This window comes from Alkalispirillum mobile (genome assembly GCF_003664325.1).
In the GTDB taxonomy this organism is placed as follows: domain Bacteria; phylum Pseudomonadota; class Gammaproteobacteria; order Nitrococcales; family Halorhodospiraceae; genus Alkalilimnicola; species Alkalilimnicola mobilis.
On the sequence record NZ_RCDA01000006.1, the window covers coordinates 34052 to 50363 of the forward strand.

Annotated in this window: 17 protein-coding genes; 3 read left to right on the forward strand and 14 right to left on the reverse strand. The window is 65.1% G+C overall.

Annotation, left to right across the window (positions count from 1 at the left end; translation table 11 throughout):
- Positions 1–23 precede the first annotated feature (23 nt).
- The 14 genes from atpA to rpmH all read right to left on the reverse strand — a co-directional run bounded on the left by atpA (position 24) and on the right by rpmH (position 12310).
- Positions 24–1565: a F0F1 ATP synthase subunit alpha gene (gene atpA / locus DFR31_RS13050; RefSeq protein ID WP_121443136.1), complete on the reverse strand. Its 1542-nt coding sequence runs from the start codon at positions 1563–1565 to the stop codon at positions 24–26.
- Between the two features lie 12 nt (positions 1566–1577).
- A complete protein-coding gene (locus tag DFR31_RS13055) occupies positions 1578–2117 on the reverse strand; it encodes a F0F1 ATP synthase subunit delta (protein WP_121443137.1) in 540 nt (179 codons plus the stop codon).
- 12 nt (positions 2118–2129) lie between these two features.
- Positions 2130–2600, reverse strand: a complete 471-nt coding sequence (locus tag DFR31_RS13060) for a F0F1 ATP synthase subunit B (RefSeq protein WP_121443138.1) — start codon at positions 2598–2600, stop codon at positions 2130–2132.
- A 51-nt stretch (positions 2601–2651) separates the two neighbouring features.
- A complete protein-coding gene (gene atpE, locus DFR31_RS13065) occupies positions 2652–2939 on the reverse strand; it encodes a F0F1 ATP synthase subunit C (RefSeq protein ID WP_121443139.1) in 288 nt (95 codons plus the stop codon).
- A gap of 107 nt (positions 2940–3046) precedes the next feature.
- Positions 3047–3814 (reverse strand): F0F1 ATP synthase subunit A, encoded by a 768-nt coding sequence (gene atpB / locus DFR31_RS13070; RefSeq protein WP_121443140.1) that lies wholly within the window; start codon positions 3812–3814, stop codon positions 3047–3049.
- A complete protein-coding gene (locus DFR31_RS13075) occupies positions 3811–4251 on the reverse strand; it encodes an ATP synthase subunit I (protein WP_121443141.1) in 441 nt (146 codons plus the stop codon). Before DFR31_RS13075 ends, atpB begins: the two co-directional genes overlap by 4 nt.
- Before the next feature lie 102 nt (positions 4252–4353).
- Complete coding sequence (locus DFR31_RS13080) at positions 4354–5226, reverse strand: ParB/RepB/Spo0J family partition protein (protein ID WP_121443142.1); 873 nt, start codon at positions 5224–5226, stop codon at positions 4354–4356.
- Between the two features lie 25 nt (positions 5227–5251).
- A complete protein-coding gene (locus tag DFR31_RS13085; RefSeq protein WP_121443143.1) occupies positions 5252–6040 on the reverse strand; it encodes a ParA family protein in 789 nt (262 codons plus the stop codon).
- Positions 6037–6699, reverse strand: coding sequence for a 16S rRNA (guanine(527)-N(7))-methyltransferase RsmG (gene rsmG / locus DFR31_RS13090; RefSeq protein ID WP_121443144.1), 663 nt, complete (start codon positions 6697–6699; stop codon positions 6037–6039). The genes DFR31_RS13085 and rsmG overlap by 4 nt, the downstream gene beginning before the upstream one ends.
- Positions 6700–8589, reverse strand: a complete 1890-nt coding sequence (gene mnmG / locus DFR31_RS13095; protein ID WP_121443145.1) for a tRNA uridine-5-carboxymethylaminomethyl(34) synthesis enzyme MnmG — start codon at positions 8587–8589, stop codon at positions 6700–6702.
- Positions 8590–8686: 97 nt separating this feature from the next.
- Entirely contained in the window at positions 8687–10021 is a 1335-nt protein-coding gene (gene mnmE / locus DFR31_RS13100) for a tRNA uridine-5-carboxymethylaminomethyl(34) synthesis GTPase MnmE (protein WP_121443146.1), read from the reverse strand.
- A 4-nt stretch (positions 10022–10025) separates the two neighbouring features.
- Positions 10026–11717, reverse strand: coding sequence for a membrane protein insertase YidC (gene yidC, locus DFR31_RS13105; RefSeq protein WP_121443147.1), 1692 nt, complete (start codon positions 11715–11717; stop codon positions 10026–10028).
- 61 nt (positions 11718–11778) lie between these two features.
- Entirely contained in the window at positions 11779–12171 is a 393-nt protein-coding gene (gene rnpA / locus DFR31_RS13110) for a ribonuclease P protein component (RefSeq protein ID WP_121443148.1), read from the reverse strand.
- A gap of 4 nt (positions 12172–12175) precedes the next feature.
- Positions 12176–12310 carry a 50S ribosomal protein L34 gene (rpmH, locus tag DFR31_RS13115; RefSeq protein ID WP_011630617.1) on the reverse strand — a complete coding sequence of 45 codons (135 nt, stop codon included), beginning with the start codon at positions 12308–12310 and terminating at the stop codon, positions 12176–12178.
- 190 nt (positions 12311–12500) lie between these two features.
- Here rpmH and dnaA point away from each other — a divergent pair, with 190 nt between their 5' ends.
- From dnaA to recF, 3 genes are all read left to right on the forward strand, one after another.
- Complete coding sequence (dnaA, locus tag DFR31_RS13120; RefSeq protein ID WP_121443149.1) at positions 12501–13856, forward strand: chromosomal replication initiator protein DnaA; 1356 nt, start codon at positions 12501–12503, stop codon at positions 13854–13856.
- Between the two features lie 220 nt (positions 13857–14076).
- Entirely contained in the window at positions 14077–15177 is a 1101-nt protein-coding gene (gene dnaN, locus DFR31_RS13125) for a DNA polymerase III subunit beta (RefSeq protein WP_121443150.1), read from the forward strand.
- Positions 15178–15250: 73 nt separating this feature from the next.
- Positions 15251–16303, forward strand: a complete 1053-nt coding sequence (gene recF, locus DFR31_RS13130; protein ID WP_121443151.1) for a DNA replication/repair protein RecF — start codon at positions 15251–15253, stop codon at positions 16301–16303.
- Positions 16304–16312: the final 9 nt, after the last annotated feature.

The following is a 16312-nucleotide window of genomic DNA, read 5'->3' on the forward strand; positions in this document are numbered from 1 at the left end:
CCTACTCGGGCTGACGGTGGAGGTTACCAGGTACGGCTCGACTTGAAGGCCTCGACAGCCTTCTTCATCTTCTCGACCACCTCGTCGTTGTAGTCAGGCGTCTTGTTCAGCTCTTCCAGCAACGCCTTCTGCTCGGAACGCAGGTAGTCCACCAGTGCGGCCTGGAAATCCACGACTTTGCTGACTTCCACGTCGTCCAGGTAGCCGGCATCGGCCGCGTAGAGACTGATGCCCATTTCGGCGACGGTCATCGGGCTGTACTGGGGCTGCTTCATCAGCTCCATAACCCGCTGGCCGCGCTCCAGCTGCTTCCGGGTGGCCTCGTCCAGGTCGGAGGCGAATTGGGCGAACGCCGCCAGCTCGCGATACTGGGCCAGGGCCAGACGGATGCCACCACCGAGCTTTTTGATCAGCTTGGTCTGGGCGGAACCACCGACACGGGAGACCGACAGACCGGCGTTGATGGCCGGGCGGATACCGGAGTTGAACAGGTCCGTCTCCAGGTAGATCTGACCGTCGGTGATGGAGATGACGTTGGTGGGCACGAAGGCCGACACGTCACCCGCCTGGGTCTCGATGATCGGCAGCGCAGTCAGGGAACCGGTCTGGCCCTTGACCTCACCGTTGGTCAGCTTCTCGACCTCTTCGGCATTGATCCGCGCCGCACGCTCCAGAAGGCGGGAGTGCAGGTAGAAGACGTCACCCGGGTACGCCTCGCGGCCCGGCGGACGGCGCAGCAGCAGGGAAACCTGGCGGTAGGCCCACGCCTGCTTGGTGAGGTCGTCATAGACGATCAGCGCGTCTTCGCCGCGGTCGCGGAAGTACTCGCCCATGGCGCAGCCGGAGTAGGCGGCCAGGTACTGCATGGCGGCGGACTCGGAGGCACTGGCGGCCACGACAATGGTGTGGTCCAGGGCATCGTGGTCCTTGAGCTTCTCGACCACGCTGGCGATGGAGGAGGCCTTCTGGCCGATCGCCACGTAGATGCACTTGATGCCACTGTTCTTCTGGTTGATGATCGCGTCGACGGCGACCGCGGTCTTACCCGTCTGGCGGTCGCCGATGATCAGCTCACGCTGCCCACGGCCGATGGGAACCATGGCATCGACCGCTTTCAGACCGGTCTGGACCGGCTGGTCAACGGACTGGCGGCTGATCACACCAGGCGCGACCTTTTCCACCGGGCTGGAGGCTTCGGCCTTGATCTCGCCCTTGCCGTCGATCGGGTTGCCCAGCGCGTCAACCACGCGGCCCAGCAGTGCTTCACCGGTGGGCACTTCGAGGATGCGACCGGTGCACTTGACCGTGTCGCCCTCGGAGAGGTGCTCGTAGTCACCCAGGATAACGGCGCCGACGGAGTCGCGCTCGAGGTTGAGCGCCATGCCGAAGGTGTCGTTGGGGAACTCCAGCATTTCGCCCTGCATGACGTCGGCCAGACCGTGGATCCGGCAGATGCCGTCACCCACGGAGACGATCGTGCCCTGGTTGCGGGCCTCGGCCACCGCCTCGAAGTTCTCGATGCGGCGCTTGATCAGCTCGCTGATTTCAGAAGGATTGAGTTGCATCTTGCTACCTCGTCAATGAGCCATCGCGCTGGAAAGGCGAGCGAGTTTGCCGCGAACGGAACCGTCAATGGTGAGGTCCCCGGCCTGGATCAGCGCGCCGCCGATCAGGCTCTCGTCGGTACGGCAGTGGAGACGGACCTTGCGGCCCAGCCGCTTTTTCAGCGCGCCCGCGATCTGGTCCTGCTGCTCCTTGGTGAGTTTGTCGGCGGACGTCACGTCGACATCCACCACACCCTCGGCCTCCGCGCGCAGGTGTTCGTATAGCGCGGCGATTTCCGGAAGCAGGCCAAGCCGACCGTTATCGGCCAGCAACTGCACCAGGTTTTTGCCTTCCTGGCCCAGGGTGTCCTCACCGACTGCCTCCAGGAAAAGCCCGATGAGCTGCTCGCGGGAAACCCGCGGGTTGCCCACCAAGGCCGCCACCTGGTTATCAGCGGCGACCGTGCCCAGGGCCTTGAGGCGCTTGGACCAGGTGTTACGGGTCTTGGCGTCCTTGGTCAGTTCGAAAACCGCCTTGGCGTAAGGTCTTGCCAGTGTGGTCTGCTCGGCCATGCTGACTCCGCTTTAAAGCTGCTTCACCAGATCGTCGATGAGGTCCTTGTGGGCCTTGGCGTCGATCTCACGCTTGAGGATCCGGCTGCTGCCAGCCACGGCCAAGGTCGCCACTTCCTTGCGGAGGGCGTCGCGGGCCTGCGAGATCTCGGTGTCGATCTCGCTACGTGCCTGGGCCAGCACCCGCTCGGCCTCGTGACGGGCCTCCTCGCGGGCCTGCTCGACAAGTTCGCTCTGGCGCTTGTTCGCCTGAGCAACAACCTGGCTGGCCTGCTCGCGGGCCTCGCGGAGCATCTTGTCGACCTCGGCCTTGGCCTGATCGAGCTCCTTTTTGCCGCGCTCACCGGCCGCAAGCCCATCAGCGATCTGCTTCTGGCGGTCGGCCATGGCCGTCTGGATCGGCGGCCATACAAATTTCATCGTGAACCAGACGAACAGTGCGAAACTGATCATCGGGCCCCAGAAAGTGGCACCAAAGTTCACGCTGTCACCTCCTCCGTTTTGGGCGTCAGAAGCAGGATTGCGGGGGTCGCGTTACGCACCCGCAGCCTGCTGAACGGCACCCAGGAAGGGGTTGGCGAAGGTGAAGAACAGGGCGATACCCACACCGATCATGGAGACGGCGTCGAGCAGGCCGGCGACGATGAACATCTTCACCTGCAGCATGGGCGCCATCTCGGGCTGACGGGCAGCACCTTCGAGGAATTTACCACCGAGCAGGCCGAAGCCGATGGCGGTACCGAGGGCGCCAAGGCCGATCAGGATGCCGACGGTGATGGCGGTGACGGACTGAACTTCTGCGATCAGGGCTGCGAGTTCCATGGTTCCTCCTGAAGCAACACAGGTTAAGGGTTTTTAAAGGTTGTCTTTGGGCACCCCGCGGGACTCAGCACGGGATACCCCTGACTCGGTCGATCGAGGCCGCGGCCTCAGTGCTCCTCATGCTCGTTGGCCATGCTCAGGTACACAATGGTGAGCATCATGAAGATGAACGCCTGCAAGGGGATGACCAGGATGTGGAAGATGGCCCACGGGGTGCCAAGCGCCCACTGGATCCACCAGGGCAGGAGCGAGATGAGGATAAAGATCAGCTCGGCCGCGTACATGTTGCCGAACAGTCGCAAGGAGAGCGAGATCGGCTTGGCCAGGAGCTCGATGACGTTCAGGACCAGGTTGAACGGCAACAGCCAGGGCCCGAAGGGATGGAAGAGCAGCTCCTTGACGAAGCCACCGGCACCCTTGCCCTTGAAGCTGTAGACAATAATCAGGAAGAACACACTGATGGACAGCGCGAAGGTGACGTTCAGGTCCACCGTGGGCAGAATCTTGAAGTAGTCGACGCCCGCGGCGAGCATCAAGCTGGGAACCATGTCGATGGGGACAAGGTCCATAAGGTTCATCAGGAAGATCCAGCAGAAGATGGTCAGCGACAGGGGCGCGATCAGGCGGCTCTTGCCCTGAAAGGTTTCGCTGACGGTCTTGTCGACGAACTCCACCATGAGTTCGACGAAATTCTGTAAGCCGGTGGGGACGCCGGGGCTTGCGGTACGGGCGCCGAGCCAGAACAGGTAACAGAACAGCGCGCCCAGGGAGAAACTCATGATGAGAGAGTCGACGTGGAAGGTCCAGTAACCCTCGCCCACGGCCAGGTTGGTGAGGTGGTGCTGGATATAGTCGATCGCAGTGTTTCCACTCATGATTTTCTCACCGGTTCCTTCTGCAGGGCCCCCAGCAGCGCTAGCCAGTGGACGGACAAGGCGGCCACATAAGTTGTTATAAGCGGCAGGAAAACACCGCCGAACCACTGGAGCGCGATAATAAACAGCGCTGCTGTAAGAATCAACTTGACGGCTTCGCCGAAATAAAACGCACCGAGCATGCTTCTCGGGTCAGCTTCGGGCGGCTTCGAAAACACCTTGCCCGCGAAATATAGCCCAGGAAGCATGGCGATCAACGCGCCCGTGAAGGCGGCCGCCGCGGCTTTTGGCCCGGCCAATAACCAACAGCCGGACGCAAATAACCCCACGCCCACCTGAAATATCGCTATTCGCCAAACCAGGCGGCGGGCAGACTGGCGTTCTTGTCGGGCCTGCTCAACGAGGTGTTCGGCCTCCGGGTTGTGCTGCTCGGACATCGGACCGTACCCACCGGATTGCCTTCGAAAAGCAGACCTGATTTGCCAGGGTGGGCGGAGTATATAGGCGCGCCCCCCTGGGGTCAAACAATGGCGCGGGCATTAGCGGATCCGCTCGAGTATCCCGTCCAGTTCGTCCAGGCTGGCATACTGGATAACGACCTTCCCGCGGCCCCGAGCACCCTGTTGGATGCGGACCTGGGCACCCAGACGGCGGCTCAGGTCGTCCTGCAGCCGGACCACGTCCGGGTCTTCCCGCTTCGGAGGGGTATCGGCCTCCTCTTCCTCCTGCAGCCTCCGGACCAGGGCTTCGGTCTGGCGGACCGAGAGGCCGCGCTCGGCCACCTGGCGCGCGGCGCGGGTCTGCAAATCGCCCTTCAGGGCGGCCAGGGCACGGGCGTGCCCCATCTCCAGCTGACCCTCGCCGATCAACGCCTTGACCGGTTCATTCAATTCGAGCAGCCGGAGAAGATTGCTGACGGCGGCGCGAGAGCGGCCCACGGCATCGGCGACGGCCTGGTGGGTCATACCGAACTCGTGAACCAGGCGCTGCAGCGCGGTGGCCGCCTCCAGCGGGTTGAGGTCCTCGCGCTGCAGGTTTTCAATGAGCGCGACGGCGACGGCGGTCTCGTCAGGAATGTCGCGAATGATGGCCGGCACCGCGTTCAGTCCGGCCAGCTGGGCGGCGCGCCATCGGCGCTCGCCAGCGATGATCTCCCAGCGGTTGTCACCCAAGGGTCGGACCACGAGCGGCTGCACAACCCCCTGGGACTGGATGGAGTCCGCCAGTTCCTGCAGCGCGCCCGGGTCAAAGGCGGTACGCGGCTGGTACCGGCCCCGCTCCAGGCAATCAACCGGGAGGTCGCGGAGTTCCGCGGCTGCAGCGGCGTCGCCCCCATCGGTGGTTGCGCCCTCCTCGGGCAGGCCCAGCAGGGCGTCCAACCCCCGCCCCAATCCTCGTTTTTTGGCTGCCATGGTGTTTTTTTACGTCTTCCGGTGGTCAGGTAGCGGCGAGTTCGCCGGTGGCGCGGTGGCGGCGCACCATCTCGCTGGCCAGGGCCATGTAGGCCAGGGCACCGCGCGAGGAGCGATCATACTGCAAGGCGGGCAGCCCGTGGGAGGGGGCCTCGGCCAGCCGGACGTTGCGCGGGATCAGCGTCCGGTAAACCTGGTCGTTGAAATGGCTGCGCAGTTGCGCGCCGACCTGGTTGGCCAGGTTGTTGCGCGGATCGAACATGGTGCGCAGGAGCCCCTCGATGGTCAGGGCGCGATTGGCCGAGGCCTGGATGCGACGGATGGTATCCAGCAGCGCGGTCAGGCCCTCCAGCGCGTAGTACTCGCACTGGATCGGAATCAGCACGCCGTGGGCGGCTACCAGGGCGTTCACCGTCAGGATATTCAGCGAGGGCGGGCAATCGATCAGGATGTAATCGTAGGCATCGGCGACTTCATCCAGGCTACGGCGCAGGTGTTGCTCCCGCTGGTCCGATTCCATCAGGGCCACCTCGGCCGCGGTGAGGTCGCCGTTGCCGGGCAGGAGATCAAAGGCCGGTTCGTCCACGCGGAGACGGCATTCGGTCACCGGCCGTTCGCCCAGCAGGGCGTCATAACCGCGGCCGCCCTCGGTGTTCTTGTCCACCCCGCAGCCGACCGTCGCGTTCCCCTGGGGATCGAGATCGACCAGCAGCACCCGCTGCTTGTTGGCGGCCAGCGAGGCCGCGAGGTTGACGCAGGTGGTGGTCTTGCCGACGCCGCCTTTCTGGTTGGCTACCGCGATGATACGTGTCATGGATTCGCTTCCTCAGTGGCTGACACCGCCGGGGCGGTCCAGGCGAGCAGGTGGCGCTGGGCATCGACACCGGGGACGTGCAGCGCAATCCGGTCGCATTGGCGCAGGCCATGGGGCAATGCGACCAGTTCGTCCTCCGGCAGCCGGCCTTTCATGGCAAGCACACGGCCGCCAGGGCGACACAGACGCAGGGCATCGGGAACGTAATCGCCCAGCGCGGCGAAGGCGCGGCTGACCACGGTGTCGAAGGTGTACCCAGGCTGGTAGCGGTCGAGCCGCGCCTGGGCAAAGCGCAACCGGGACAGGCCAAGCTCCAGGGCCACCTGGCGGGTGAACCGTTGTTTCTTCCCGTTGCTGTCGAGCAGGGTCACGGTGAGTCCGGGCCGCGCCAGGGCCAGCGGGATGCCCGGTAGCCCGGCACCGCTACCCACATCCAGCAAAGTATCGCCTTCAACGTACGGCAGGATACTCAGGCTGTCCAGCAGGTGGCGCTGCAGCATCTCCTCCGGATCGCGGATGGCGGAGAGGTTGTAGGCGCGGTTCCAGCGCTCCAGCAGGCGCAGATAGGCGAGCATGGCCTCCAGGAGTGGCCCCGGCAGCGCCAGGTCCAACGCGGCTACCCCTTCCCGGAGCCTGCCCAGCAATGGGTCGGCGGCCATCTAGGCGCTCTCCTTGAGCAGGCCCTGGCGGCGGAGGTGGACCAGCAGCAGGGAGACAGCGGCCGGGGTGATGCCGGGAAGACGTGCAGCCTGGCCGATGGTGGCCGGGCGGTGCGCGATCAGTTTCTCGCGGACCTCGCTGGAGAGGCCGGCAACCTGATCGAAGGCCATGTCGGCCGGCAGCGGCAGTTGCTCATGGCGCCGAGTGCGGGCCACCTCGTCCCGTTGCCGCTCCAGGTAACCGGCGTAGCGCGCCTGGATCTCCAACTGCTCCACCACCGCCGGATCGGACTCGGGGTCGCCCGCCCCCGGCAGCTGCATCAGCCGCGCGTAGGTGACCTCCGGGCGACGGAGCAGTTCGTCGAGTCGCTGCTCCTTGCGCAACGGCCCGCCCAGCACCTCGCTGGCCACCGCCTCCGGCACCTCGCCCGGGCGAATCAGGGTATCCGCCAGGCGGGCCTGCTCCCGCTCCAGCCGCTCGCGCTTGTCACTGAACCGCGCCCAGCGGTCATCAGCCACCAGCCCCAGCGAGCGGCCCACCGGTGTGAGACGCAGGTCGGCGTTGTCCTCGCGGAGCATCAGGCGGTATTCCGCTCGGCTGGTGAACATGCGGTAAGGCTCACGGGTGCCGCGGGTGATCAGGTCGTCCACCAGCACCCCCAGGTAGGCCTCGTCGCGGCGGGGGTACCAGGGATCGCGCTGTTGTACCCGCAGTGCCGCGTTGAGGCCGGCGAGCAGCCCCTGCGCAGCCGCCTCCTCGTAACCGGTTGTGCCATTAATCTGGCCGGCAAACCACAGCCCCTCCAGGTGGCGCGTCTCCAGGGTCGGGTGAAGACCGCGGGGGTCGAAGAAATCGTACTCGATGGCGTAGCCCGGCCGCACGATGCGGGCCTGCTCAAGTCCGGGCACCGACCGGACCAGGGCGTACTGCACGTCGAAGGGCAGGCTGGTGGAAATGCCGTTGGGATAGACCTCGTGGGTGTCCAGCCCCTCCGGTTCCAGGAAGATTTGGTGGCTGTCCTTGTCGGCGAAGCGCACCACCTTGTCCTCGATGGAGGGGCAGTAGCGCGGGCCCACCCCCTCGATGGTGCCGGAGTACATCGGCGAGCGGTCCAGCGCACCACGGATGATCTCGTGGGTCTCGGGCCGGGTGTGGGCGATATGGCAGGGCACCTGCGCCGGGTGCTCGTCGCGTGAGCCCAGGAACGAGAAGACCGGGGCCGGATCGTCCCCGGGCTGTTCGGTCAGCCGCTCCCAGTCGATGGTGCGCCCGTCCAGCCGCGGTGGCGTGCCGGTCTTCAGTCGATCCACGTGGAACGGCAGCTCGCGCAGCCTCGCCGCCAGGGCGTTGGCCGGCTGGTCACCGGCCCGACCGCCGCCGTAATTGCGCTCGCCGATGTGGATCCGCCCGCCTAGGAAGGTGCCGACGGTCAGCACGACGGTGTGGGCACGAAAACGCAGGCCCATGCCGGTCACCACCCCGGTGACCCGGCCGCCCTCGACGATCAGGTCATCCACCGCCTGCTGGAACAGCGAAAGATTCGGCTGGTGCTCCACGGCGTACCGGATGGCTTGCCGGTAAAGCTGCCGGTCGGCCTGGGCGCGGGTAGCGCGCACGGCGGGCCCCTTGCGGCTGTTCAGGGTGCGGAACTGGATGCCGCCCCGGTCCGCTGCCCGGGCCATGATGCCGCCCAGGGCGTCAATCTCGCGCACCAGGTGCCCCTTGCCGATACCGCCAATGGCCGGGTTACAGCTCATCTGGCCCACGGTCTCGATACTGTGGGTAAGCAGCAGGGTGCGGACGCCCATTCGGGCGGCTGCCAGGGCCGCCTCGGTGCCGGCGTGGCCGCCACCAACGACGATGACATCAAAGCGATCAGGGTGATCCATAGGGAATTCTGGGCGTGGTCGGGTACGGGGGCCAATTATCACGCCGGCGGTCGCCCGGGTTCAACCGCACGGGCCGGGGTGGCACCGGTGGCGTGCGTTACTTCCCGATGCAGAAGCTGCTGAAGATCTCCCCGAGCAGGTCCTCGCTGGTGAACTCACCGGTGATCTCACCCAGGTGGTGCTGGACCAGGCGAAGTTCCTCGGCGGCGATCTCACCGGCCATCTCTTCTTCCAGCGCCCGCCGGGCCAACGCCAGGTGCTCCGCCGAGCGTGCCAGGGCATCCAGGTGGCGGCGGCGAGCCGAGAAGTGGCTCCCCACCGCCTGGTAGCCCATGGCCGTCTTCAGGTGATCGCGCAACTCGGCCAGGCCGTCACCGGTCCGGGCGCTTACCGCAATAACGGCCTCGCGCCCCTCCTCCTGCAACCCGGACACGTGTCCGGTGAGGTCGATCTTGTTCAACACGCGGGTGAGCGGAATATCGCACGGCAGATCAAGCCGCCCCGGGTCGACAGGCGGTTCCCGGACATCCTGGACCAGCAACACCCGGTCCGCACCGGCCATCGCCGAACGGGCCCGCCGGATGCCTTCGGCCTCGATTTGATCCGCATTCTCCCGCAGCCCGGCGGTATCGATGATATGCAGCGGCATGCCGTCGATGTGCAGGTGCTCGCGAAGCAGATCGCGCGTGGTGCCGGGGATGTCGGTGACAATGGCGGTATCGGTTTCAGTCAAGGCGTTGAGGAGGCTGGACTTCCCGGCATTGGGCGGCCCGGCCAGCACCACCTGCATGCCGTCACGCAACACCCTGCCCTGCCCGGCCTGGGCCCGCAGGGCGGCAAGCTGGTCGATCAGGTCCCGCAGCTGGATGGCCACGGCCTCATCGGCGAGGAAGTCGATCTCCTCGTCGCTGAAATCGATAGCCGCCTCGACGTGGACCCGGAGCCGGATGACCCCGTCGACCAGGGCGCGGACCGCGTCACCGAAGGCCCCTTCCAGACTGCGCAACGCCGCCCGGGCGCCCGCCTCGCTGTCGGCGGCAATCAGGTCGGCGATGGCCTCGGCCTGGGTCAGGTCCATGCGGCCGTTGAGAAAGGCACGCTCCGAGAACTCCCCGGGGCGGGCCGGCCGAGCCCCCAGCGCATGCAGGCGGCGCAGGAGGCGGTCGACCACCACCTCGCCGCCATGGCCCAGCAACTCGAGCACCGGCTCGCCGGTAAAACTGTTGGGCGCCGGGAAATAGAGCAGCAGGCCCTCGTCCAGCACACCACCCTCGGCGTCGCGGAAACGGGCCAGGGTGGCCCGACGCGGCTCGGGCAGCCGGCCGGCGACGGCCTGCGCCAGCTCCGGCACCGCTGGACCGGAGACCCGGATAACGGCCACGCCACCGCGACCCGGTGGCGTGGCCAGTGCGCAGATGGTCTCCTGCGCCATCGGCCTAATCGTTCTTCTTGTCGCCCTTGTCCGACTTACCGGACTTGGCGCCCTTGCCGCCCGCCTCCTCGGTCTCGAGGTTTCGCATGATGTACCACTGCTGGGCAATGGAAAGGGCGTTGTTGACCAGCCAGTAGAGCACCAGGCCGGCCGGGAACAGCATGAAGAAGCCGGTGAACACGATGGGCAGTGCCATCATGATCCGCTGCTGGATCGGGTCCAGCGGCGCCGGGTTCAGCTTCTGCTGCAGGAACATCGTGGCCCCCATGAGGAGCGGCAACACGAAGTAGGGGTCCCGGGTGGACAGGTCCTGGATCCACAGCATGAAGGGCGCGTGGCGCAATTCCACCGACTCGAGCAGCACCCAGTACAGGGCGATGAACACCGGGATCTGGACCAAGATCGGCAGGCAGCCGCCCAGCGGGTTGATCTTCTCCTTCTTGTACAGCTCCATCATGGCCTGGTTCAGGGCCTGCTTGTCGTCGCCGTGGCGCTCCTTGAGCTGCTGCATCCGCGGCTGCACACGGCGCATCTTGGCCATGGAGCGGTAGCTGGTGGCGGACAGCTTGTAGAAGGCCAGCTTGATCAACAGGGTGACGAGGATGATCGCCACGCCCCAGTTGCCAACGATGTTCTGGATGTTGTCCAGCAGCCAGAACAGCGGCTTGGCCAGGATGGTGAGGAAGCCGTAATCAACGCTCAGCGTGAGGCTGTCGTGGAGCTCGCGAAGACGATCCTGCTCCTTGGGCCCGACGAACAGGCGGCTGGCGAACTCGGTCTCGTCGCCAGGCGCGACGGTCTGGCGACCGGAACTCATGCCGAGGACGTACTCGTTGCCGGCCTGCGCCTGGGTGTAGAACCGGAGGGCCTGGCTCTCCGGCGGGATCCACGCCCCGAGGAAGTAGTGCTGGATCATGGCCGCCCACCCGTCACGGATGTCCCGCGACAGGTTCTCGTCGTCCATGTCGTCGAAGCTGATCTTCTCGAAGCGGTCGTCCGGACTGTAGATGGAGCCGCCGGTGAAGGTGTAGATGTACCAGGGCGTGGTGCCGGGCGGATCGGGGTTGCGGCGGAGCTGGAAGTAGCTGTAGCCGCTCCAGTCCTCCTCGCCCTGGTTGCGCACCTGGTGGCGCACATCGATGACGTAGCTGTCGCGCTCGAACGTGTAGACGCGGGCCAGCTCAATGCCGCGATCGGCGTCGGACCAGGTCAGCCGGACCGTGATCTCGTCCTCACCCTCTTCCAGGCGGTACTCGTCGTTCTCAGCGGTGAACAGCGCCCGGTGGTCGGGGCGGTTGTCACTGCCATCGATCAGGCCGGTCTGAGCGATGAACAGCGGGTCGCGATCATCCGCCATCAACCGGAAGGGGGTGTCATCGGTGGCGGTCGTGCCGTGCTGCAGCAGGTCCACCCGGCGGATATCGCCGCCCCGGGTGGAAATCTCCAGGTCCATCAGGTCGGTGACGACCCGCACCCGGCGCTCATCCTCGGCTTCGGCCTGCTCCCGCGCCGGGGTGTCCTCGGCCGCCCGGTCCGGCGCATCGTCCGGGGTGTCCTCGGCCGGTGCCGGCACATCCTCTTCCTCGACGGCCTCCTCGGTGGCCACCGGCGCACTGGTGTCCCGCTCCCAGCTGGTCCAGAGCAGCAGACCGATGATCGAAAGGGCCAGAAAGAGGAATATACGCTGGTTTTCCATGACCGCTCACCAGGGAGTTGGGTATAGGGGACACCCTCGGGCGTCTGTATCGCGGCGGGCGCTAACTCGTCCCGTTCTTCTGATTACCTGCCGGCGGGCCGGCCAACCGGTCAAAGTGCCGCTCCAGGCTGCGTCGCAACCTGGCCTTGTCGGCATCCCGGGCTGCGGCGCGGGCCAGGATGACGTAGTCCCGGTCCCCCAACCCGCTTTGCCGGTGGCGGAACACCTCGCGGGCCATCCGCTTGATCCGGTTCCGATCGACGGCGCGGGGGGCCGCCCGGCGGGAAATCGCCAGGCCCAGCCGGGGTCCGGCCCGATCGTTGTCCCGGGCCAGTACGGTGAAGTAGCGATCGGCGGCCTTGCGGGCGCCGGAAAAGACGCGTCGGTAGTCCTGGGGACGCGTCAGCCGGCGGCTGCGCGGGAAGGCACAGCTACCGGTGGCTCGCTCTACCACCCGATCAGGGGCAGAGGCGATGACGACCCTTCGCGCGACGGCGTGCCAGCACGGCACGGCCGTTCTTGGTGGCCATGCGGGCCCGGAAACCGTGGGTGCGCTTGCGCTTGGTAACGCTGGGCTGATAAGTGCGCTTCATGATGATGATTCCTAGCCGTTGTCTGTGCGGGAAAAACTAAGCCGGCAAATCTACTGCGCGCGCGGTCCAGTGTCAATTACCCCAGGCCCGCCGGCATTGAACAAGCTGTGGATAACCTCGGTTGCCGCCGGTACACTCTGGGCACACTCACCCGCTGACGGAATCCCGTTTCGAGGTACCCCGCTGAGCTATGGAGAATTCCCTCTGGAAACAATGCCTGCGCCGATTGGAGCAGGAGATCCCCGACCAGCAGCTGAACACCTGGATCCGCCCCCTGCAAGCCCAGGAGGAGGATGGCCGGCTGCGCCTGCTGGCACCGAACCGGTTCGTTCTGGACTGGGTGAAGTCCCACTTCGCGGACCGGATCACCGAGTTGCTGACCGCACAACGGCCGGATGATCCACCGGCGCTGGAGTTGCAGATTGGCAGCAGCGCGGTAGTGGCCCCGCCCAAGCGGCGCCAGGTTTCGGTGACAACGCCCGCCCCTTCGGCGAGTGCCGAACAGGAACCGGCCAGTCGCTCCGCGGCAAGCAATCTGAACAGCAACTTCACCTTCGACACCTTCGTCGAGGGCAAATCCAACCAGCTCGCCCGGGCAGCGAGCATGCAGGTGGTGGAGAACCCCGGTACCGCTTACAACCCGCTGTTTCTGTACGGCGGGGTCGGGCTTGGCAAGACCCACCTGATGCACGCGGTAGGGAACGCCATGCTCCGTCGGCGTCCTGAGGCGCGGGTGCTCTATCTGCACTCCGAGCGGTTTGTGGCTGACATGGTCAAGGCGTTGCAGCACAACGCCATCAACGAGTTCAAGCGCCACTACCGCATGGTGGACGCGCTGCTCATCGACGATATCCAGTTCTTCGCGCGCAAGGAGCGGTCCCAGGAGGAGTTCTTCCACACCTTCAACGCCCTGCTCGAGGGTGAACAGCAGGTCATCATGACCTGCGACCGCTACCCCAAGGAGGTCAACGGGCTGGAGGAGCGCCTGAAGTCGCGTTTTGGCTGGGGGCTCACGGTCGCCATCGAGCCGCCGGAACTGGAGACGCGTGTCGCCATCCTGATGAGCAAGGCCATGCAGGAAGGGGTGGACCTGCCTCACGAGGTGGCGTTCTTCATCGCCAAGCGCATCCGGTCGAACATCCGCGAGCTGGAGGGTGCGTTACGGCGGGTGGTCGCCAACGCCCAGTTCACCGGTCAGGAAATCACGGTGGATTTCACCAAGGAGGCGCTGCGGGACCTCCTGGCCCTGCAGGACAAGCTCGTCACCATCGACAACATCCAGAAGACCGTGGCGGAGTACTACAAGATCCGGGTAAGCGACCTGTTGTCGAAGCGGCGGAGCCGGTCGATCACCCGCCCCCGGCAGGTGGCCATGGCTTTGGCCAAGGAGCTCACCAGCCACTCGCTGCCGGAGATCGGTGATGCCTTCGGCGGCAGGGATCACACCACGGTGCTGCACGCCTGTCGCAAGGTGGAGGCGTTGCGCGCCGAAGACAGCCGAATTGAGGAAGACTACAGCAACCTGTTAAGAACCCTCAGCACATGATGTGGATAAACACTGGACAGTTAAGTGTTGCAGAAAAGGGTGAAAGTTATCCACACACTACTCCACAGTAGTCCCCAGGCCGCCAACCAGGCTGTACAGCAGCAGAACGCCATGTAACTATCTGTAACTAAAAGGGAAGAGAAACTTATCCACAATTGGGTGTGGACCCAGTAATAACAACAGTCTTTATTTATCTACATATTTATTATTAGGGATCAGCATGCGCATCGACATCCAACGTGAAGACCTGCTCAAGCCGTTACAGGCCATCATCGGGGTGGTCGAAAGGCGACAGACCCTTCCGGTCCTCGCCAATGTTCGCCTCGAGTTGGGCGAAGGATTGGCACGGTTGACCGCCACCGACCTTGAGGTGGAACTGGTGGCGAGCATTCCCTGCCAGGTGGAAGAAACGGGTGAAATTACCCTGCCTGCACGGAAACTGCTGGATATCTGTCGCAATCTCCCGGATCAAAGTCGCCTCCAGTTACAGGTGGATGGGGAGCGGGCCAGCCTCCGGGCCGGGCGCAGTCGTTTCACACTGGCGACGCTTCCAGCAGACGATTACCCGAGCGTCGAAGATATCGGCGCTCGGGAAACCGTCCGCTTACCCCAGGGGGAGCTGCGCAAACTCATCGAGCGGACGCATTTCTCCATGGCGGTGCAGGACGTGCGTTACTACCTGAACGGGCTGATGGTGGAGTTGGAGCCGGCAATGGCCCGTATGGTGGCTACCGACGGCCACCGCCTGGCGCTCGCCGAGAAAGGCATCGAGACCGGCGTAGACGCGCCCCGGCAGGTGATCGTGCCGCGCAAGGGGGTGCAAGAGTTGCTGCGCCTTCTTGGTGATTCGGATGAGGGTGCGGACCTGGAACTGGGGGAGAACCACATCCGTGTCCGCCTGGGCGACGTGCGGTTTACCTCCAAGCTGATCGACGGACGGTTCCCCGACTACCGGCGGGTGGTGCCCGAACCGACGGAAACACCGGCGGTGGTCAACCGGGAGGATCTCCGCCATGCGCTCCTCCGTGTCTCCATCCTGTCCAACGAGAAATACCGTGGGGTTCGCTTTCTCCTGGAAGGGGGTGTGCTTAAGGTCGCCTCCCATAACCCGGAACAGGAGGAGGCCGAAGAAGAGGTCTCGGTGGACTATGCCGGCGAGGCGTTGGAAGTCGGTTTCAACGCCGGGTACGTATTGGATGCGCTCGGTGCCCTCGAGGATGAGGACGTGAAACTGACGCTAAGGGACAGTGCCAGCAGCGGACTCATTCAAGGGGTGGACGATCAGACCTCCCGGTACGTTGTCATGCCGATGCGCCTGTAATGGAACAGGCGTGGATCCAGTGCCGGGTTCGAGGGCTGCTGCGGCTTCGGCCAGTGCGGACGGAGTTCGGCTGATGGGGATCACGCGGCTGGCTGCGGAGGGAGTGAGAAATCTGGAGCGTTTCGAGATCGATCCCGGCGACGGCATCAATGTCGTTTTCGGCGAGAACGCGGCGGGTAAGACCAGCCTGCTAGAAGCGATCTACTTTGTCTCCAGGACTCGCTCTTTTCGGACCGCACTACCCCGGCATATGATCGCTGCAGGCCGGGAGGGGCTCTGGGTCCGCGCCGAGCGAGAAGGCCACGTGGTCGGGGTCGCCCGCGATGCCGAGGGGACGAAGGTCCGGCTGGATGGGCAGGATGGGGGGAGCCTGTCGGAGATCGCGCGACGGTTTCCGGTACAGGTTATTAATAACGAGCACCAGCGGCTGTTGCTCGATGGCCCGGAGGTCCGACGGAGTTTCCTTAACTGGGCAGTGTTCCACGTGGAACCTGATTTCCAGGAGGCTTGGGGCCGTTACCTGAAGGCTCTGCGCCAGCGCAACGCCGCCCTTCGTGACCAGCAGCCGAAGACGGCCTGGGCGTACGACGAGGGCTTGGTGGCGGCCGCCCAGGCAGTGGACGCTTTGCGTCGCCAGCTGGTGGAACTCCTCGTCCCCTACTGGCTGCGGCTGGTGAAGACTTGGTTGCCGGACACGGATCTGGAGCTCAGTTACCGGCCGGGTTGGCGTTCCGAGAGCACCCTGGCGGAACGGCTCGAAGCGCAACGGACCTTGGACCTCCAGCGCGGGTTCACCAACAGCGGTCCCCATCGTGCCGATCTGGCATTCCGCTGTGGGGGTCTGGACGCGCAGCACAGGTTGTCCCGCGGTCAACAGAAACTGCTGGTTATTGCTCTCCTCCTGGCCCAAGCCCAGGCCACCAAGGAGCGGGTCGGGCGGGACCTTACGCTCCTGGTGGACGACCTCGCAGCGGAACTCGACCGCCGCCGTCGGCAGCAAGTCCTCGAGGAGATAGCCGGCTTTGGGGGCCAGGCCTTCCTGACTGCACTTACTCCCACGGAGCTGGAACCCGCCGGCGGCGGTCGATGGTTCCACGTGGAACAGGGCCGGTTACGCCCCGCATGACGACCCTCT